2 protein-coding genes and 1 pseudogene are annotated in these 3,072 nt (G+C 45.7%); all 3 read left to right on the top strand.

Annotated elements, in window-relative coordinates; translation table 11 throughout:
* Positions 1–847: pseudogene (locus tag ACEW8S_RS03525) on the top strand (hypothetical protein); the annotation flags it as partial.
* 150 nt (positions 848–997) lie between these two features.
* On the top strand, positions 998–2,023 hold the full coding sequence (locus ACEW8S_RS03520) for a DUF1080 domain-containing protein (RefSeq protein ID WP_373516805.1): 1,026 nt from the start codon (positions 998–1,000) through the stop codon (positions 2,021–2,023).
* A gap of 334 nt (positions 2,024–2,357) precedes the next feature.
* The coding region (locus ACEW8S_RS03515) for a chemotaxis protein CheB (RefSeq protein WP_373516804.1) at positions 2,358–3,072 on the top strand (715 nt) is incomplete at its 3' end.

Genomic DNA, 3,072 nt, shown 5'->3' with positions numbered 1-3,072 from the left:
CTATCAGGATGCGGTAAAAGCAAATCAGGAGGCCATTTTGGCCGACGAGGATTATATCTCACAATGCTATTCCCAAGGGATGTACCCCTTAGCCTATTATCCGCATAACCTTCATTTTCTATGGTCGGCCGCCAGTCTATTGGGCGATAGCAAAACGGCAATCGATGCCGCCAAAAAAACCGCTGAAAAAGTGCCTGCGGGAGAACTGGCAAGCCTACCGTTCTTGCAAGATTTTGCCTCCACTCCCCTTTTGGCCTATACCCGATTTGGCAAATGGAACGAGATATTGACCATACCGTATCAGGGAGACGCGTATAAACATCTTAAACTTATTTGGCACTATGCCCGAGGTATCGCCTTTCTTCGGAAAAATAATTTAAAGGAGGCCAAGGAAGAATTGGAAGCCCTCAAGGCAATGAAAGATGACCCCGATCTCGAGGAACTGATCGCTAACTATACCAATGCCAGTTCAAGTATCGCCAAAGTAGCCTACGCCGTGGTATCCGGGGAAGTTGCCGCCGCAGAAGGCGATTTGCCTCAGGCCATCGACCAGCTGCGGGAGGCCGTGGTCTTTGAAGACCAATTGATCTATAGTGAACCGGCAGCATGTCACATTCCCGCAAGACAGTCCCTGGGCGCGGTCTTGTTAAAGGCCAAGAAATACGGGGAAGCGGAAAAAGTGTTTAAAGATAATCTTGAAACAATCCGCCAAAACGGCTGGTCTTTGATGGGACTGTATCAAAGCTTAGTAGCACAAAATAAAGGGGAAGAAGCGAAGGCCATTAAAATGGAATTTGACAAGGCTTGGAAAGATGCCGATATTGAGATATCTACTTCGGTACTTTAATTAGGGATTAATTTCATTCGAAAATAGGGCATTTTGAATTAATTAAGTAAATTGAGAGTCCGATTCACCAATCGTCAATTGCGAATAAACCCCGCTTGTCGATTTAGCATTGTTTTTTGTGGTTTTAACCTCTCTAAATCCCTGGTCAAAATGAAAAAATTCTTTCTTCCCATCTCGGTAGTCCTATTGATTATTCCCATGGCATGGGCAAATTCTATTTCGCAATCCTCCACCACGGAAAACCCGTTTCTGGGCACTTGGGCACTCGACGTCGAAGGCGGCGGTGTCGGTTGGCTGAATGTACATGACGAACAGGGTTTTTTGGATGCCGAACTGTTGTGGATCGGCGGAAGTGTACTGCCCGTATCGGATGTGTATTTGGCAAACGACGGTACCCTAGTGGTTACCCGGACCAACGAAGTGAACATGACCAGGGACGGGGCACCTAACGAACGGAAACACATTCGCACCTACACCCTACGTATCAAAAAATCGGGAGACCAATTACAGGGCACTATGACCGGCCCCTCTTGGGAAGGTCCAGGCGAAACGACCTATACCTTTACCGGAAAGCCCATGCCGCCGATGCCCGGGAAACCCGATATGGGCACCATAAAATATGGAAAGCCCATTCCCCTTTTTAACGGCAAAGACCTTACCGGTTGGAAACTCATTAATCCGAAACACAAAAATGGTTTCAAAGTGGTCAACAGTGAATTGGTAAACGATCCTATCCAGCCCAAGGATGGGGAACACATATCGTACGGAAACATCCGTACCGACCAGGAGTTCGAAGATTTCAACCTAAAACTCGAGGTAAACGTACCCGAAGGCAACAACAGCGGCATCTATCTCCGTGGCCTGTACGAAATACAAGTGGTGGACTCCTACGGCAAGGATTTGGATTCCCACAACATGGGCGCACTCTATAGCCGGATCACCCCCAGCACGGCCGCCGAAAAACCCGCAGGCGAATGGCAGAAGTTTGACATCACCCTGTACGACCGCCACTTGACGGTCATCCTCAACGGCAAAACAATCATTGACAACCAGCCCGTACCCGGCCCCACCGGCGGGGCAATCAGCTCCGATGTGTTGGCCCCAGGCCCCATTTATCTGCAGGGCGATCATGGTAATGTGGCGTATCGGAATATGGTGTTGACGCCTATATTGTAGGGTAGGGTGCTGGAGGTAAGAAACGGCCTTTTAATCTTCCGTCATGATTTTTGTCTATGCGCTTCAGCAAGTAACTTAGAGTGTTGATGATTTCATAATTGTACTACGGAAAGCTGTAGGAACAACTTTTGTATTTTTGCTATTTTACGAAACCTTTTTTCTTATTTTCTTAGCCTTTTTTGCTATCGAATTTAGGTTTTCTATACCTGAATATTTAGGATGTAAAGAATATATGTTCTTTACTCAATTGTTGGTTGCAATTTTTAGAAAAACATAAGAGAAAATAGAATGTTCCGGATTTAGCACTTAATTAATTTTTAGTTGATTAAAAGAAATGAAAAAAAGCATTAAAACCGATAAGCCCGAAAAAATTTCCCGGGTAGTTGTGATGGGTACGTCTGCAGGGGGACTGGGTGCACTAAAAAAATTAATAAGCCAACTCCCCAAAGACTTCCCCCTGCCGGTATTGGTTGTCCGACATATTTCTCCTGATGCTATGGGAAATGTACTTTTAGACGAACTTAATAAGCTAAATACCGTAAAATGTCGGCATGCAAAAAGCGGAAACAACTTGAAACCCGGCTATTTATACCTAGCGCCATCAGACCACCACCTGTTGATTGGGGGAAATCTGAAAATGCTGGTGACCAAAGGAGCCCACGAAAACAGGTCGCGTCCCGCTATTGATCCGCTATTTCGTTCAGCTGCCGTAGCTTTTGGAACCGGTGTTATCGGAATATTGCTCACCGGTTATCTTGATGATGGAACAGCAGGAATGAAAGCTATTAATAGATGCGGAGGAATATGTATTGTACAGGATCCTGATGAAGCCGAGTATCCGGATATGCCGCGAAATGCCCTGAATAACGTAAAGGTAGATTATTGCCTCCCTATTTCTGAAATGGGGGCCCTCCTTCTCAAGATTTTTCAACGCAAATTGCCAAAAAGTAAACCTGTTCCTGGAGATGTTTTAATAGAAGCTAAAATAGCCGAGCGTGTGTTAAGCGATCTGTCTTCAGTAAATAAACTGGGCGATCAGGTTCCTTTTA

It is taken from the genome of Pricia sp., assembly GCF_041745955.1.
Classification (GTDB): Bacteria; Bacteroidota; Bacteroidia; order Flavobacteriales; family Flavobacteriaceae; genus Pricia.
This window is presented reverse-complemented; position numbering and strand designations above follow the sequence as displayed.